The sequence below is a fragment of the Actinosynnema sp. genome, from assembly GCF_052038725.1.
Genome location: NZ_JBQGCX010000732.1, coordinates 1 through 2399, shown reverse-complemented (window position 1 = coordinate 2399; position 2399 = coordinate 1). Strand labels below are relative to the sequence as shown.

Annotated in this window: 2 protein-coding genes; both read left to right on the top strand. The window is 76.8% G+C overall.

The annotated features are described in order from the left end of the window. The coding region (locus ACTUAL_RS15180; protein ID WP_440900708.1) for an aldehyde dehydrogenase family protein at positions 1 to 830 on the top strand (830 nt) is incomplete at its 5' end. Further along, on the top strand, positions 827 to 2399 hold a 1573-nt coding region (locus ACTUAL_RS15175), incomplete at its 3' end, for a thiamine pyrophosphate-binding protein (protein ID WP_440900707.1). The genes ACTUAL_RS15180 and ACTUAL_RS15175, both read left to right, overlap by 4 nt.

The following is a 2399-nucleotide window of genomic DNA, read 5'->3' as shown; positions in this document are numbered from 1 at the left end:
AGCGCCGGTTCCTGGCCCGCTGCTCCGCTGCGGACGCGGTGGTGTTCACCGGGAAGCCGGAGAACGCGACCGCCGTGGCGGCGAGGCTGACCGGCGACCCGCTGGTGCTGGCGTTCGGCTCCGGGCCCAACCCGGTGGTCGTGGGGCCCGAGGCGGACCTGGCGTCGGTGGTGGCGGACGTGGTGCGGGTGCGCACCTACAACTCCGGTCAGGACTGCCTGTGCCCGGACGTGGTGATGGTGCACGAGAGCGTCGCGGACGACTTCGTGGCGGAGCTCGCCTCGGCGGTGCGCGGGCTGCGCGTGGGGCGGCGCGAGGAGTTCGACGTCGAGGTGGCGCCGCTGGTGTACCCGGACGCGGTCCGGGACATCGCGGACTTCCTCGCCGCGCACCGGGGCGCGGTGCGCGCGGGCGGGCGGGTGCGCGCCGACCTGGGGTTCGTCGAGCCGACGTTGCTGGACCTGCCGTGGGACCCGGCCTTCCACCCGCCGGAGTTCTTCGGGCCGGTGTTCGCGGTGACCCGCTACCGGGACGTGGCGGACGTGCGGCGGTGGGCGTCCTCGCCGGAGGAGCTGCGGCGCGGCATGTACCTGTCGCACTACGGCGAACCGGCGCTGACCGAGCGGGTGCTCGGCACCGCCGTGACGCTGGCCGAGCAGGTGACGCTGGACGAGGAGAACGGCAACGCCCCGCTGGGCGGTTACGGGCTGGAGGCGGGGCACGCGCGCCGGGGGGCGGCGGTGGTGGCGAGACCGCTGCTGCTGTCGGCCGAGCTGGGCGCGGCGGGGCTGGGCCCGACCGCGTCAGGCGGCGGGCGGGAGCCCCGGTGAGCGAGGACGGCGTCGACTGCTGGAGCGCGGTGGCCGACGTGCTGGCCGCCACCGGGTGCTCCTCGGTGTTCGGGCTGCCCTCCGACGAGCCCGGTCTGCTGGACGCGGCCGACGCGCACCCCGGTCTGCGGGCGTGGCGGATCGGCGACCAGCGCACGGCGGCGTGCGCCGCAGCCGGGCACGCCATGGTGTCGGGGCGGCCGGTGGCGCTGGCGGTGAGCTCGGGGCCCGGTTTCGCCAACGCGCTGGCCGGTCTGCTGGAGGCGTCCTCGTTGGCGGTTCCGCTGGTCCTGATCACCACTTCGGTGCCGTCCGAGGGGGTGGGCCGGGGCGGGTTCCAGCACGTGGACCAGCAGCGGATGCTGGCGCCGCTGACCTCCTGGCAGTACGAGGCGCGCTCGGCGGAGGTCCTGACGTGGGCGGTGGAGCGCGCGGTGCGGCTGGCCGTCGACGGTCGGGCGGGGATCACCGCGGTGGAGATCGCGGACGAGGTGCTGCGGGCGCCGGTGCCTGCCCCGGTCGGGGTGCGCCCGGTGCTGCCGCTGCGCTCGACGCCGTCGGAGGACGCGCTGGAACGGGCGACGGCTCTGCTGGACGGGGCTCGGCGGCCGGTGGTGCTGGCGGGCGGTGGGTGCCGCTGGTCGGCGGGCTCGGGCCCGGCGGTGGTGGGGCTCGCCGAGCGGTTGGGCGCCCCGGTGCTCACCACGGCGGCGGGACGCGGGGTGGTGCCGGAGACGCACCCCCTGGCTCTCGGGCTGGTCGGGCTCTACACCACGCCGCCCGCCGGTGAGGTGCTGGCGGAGGCGGACGCGCTGCTGGTGCTCGGCTCCCGCTTGGAGGAGACCGCGCGGATGGGGTGGGACGCCTGGCGGAGCACGCCGACCGTGCAGGTGGACAAGTCGGCCGCCGCGTTCGGCGAGGGCTGCTCCCCCGAGGTGGCGCTGCTCGGGGACGTCGCGCTGACCGCGGGCGCGCTGACCGCGCGGGTGGCCGTCCGGGACCGGGCGCCGTGGTCGGAACGGGTGCGCGGCGTGGCGCTGGCCCAGGAGGAGTGCGCTCGGGCGTCGTTCGCGCGCTCGCCGGTGCGGGCGGCCGTGCGTCTGGCCCAGCGGGAGCTGGGGAGGCTGGCGGTGGTGGTGCAGGACAACGGGCTGCACGACATGTGGAGCTACCACTACCCGGTGTTGCGGGTCGAGGAGGGCACGACCGTGGTGTGCCCCGGCGAGCAGACCCTGATGGGTTTCGGGTTGGCCGCGTCGGTCGGCGCCTCGGCGGGCGCGCCCGAGGGCTCGGTGTGCGCGGTGTTCACCGGTGATTCGGCGTTCCGGCTCAGCGCGGGCGCGCTGGAGTCCTTGCGGGAGCAGGGTTCCGGTGTCGTGGTGGTGGTGTTCGACGACGCGGGCTTCGGCTGGCCGAGGCGGTTGCGGCTGGCGGTGGGCGCGGACACCCGCGTCACCGAGGTCTCCGGCGGGCCGACCGCCGACGAGCTGGCCGCCGTCCACGGCGGGTGGGGCGCGACCGCGCGCACCGAGGCCGAACTGGTGGCGGCGCTGCGCACGGCGCGCGACC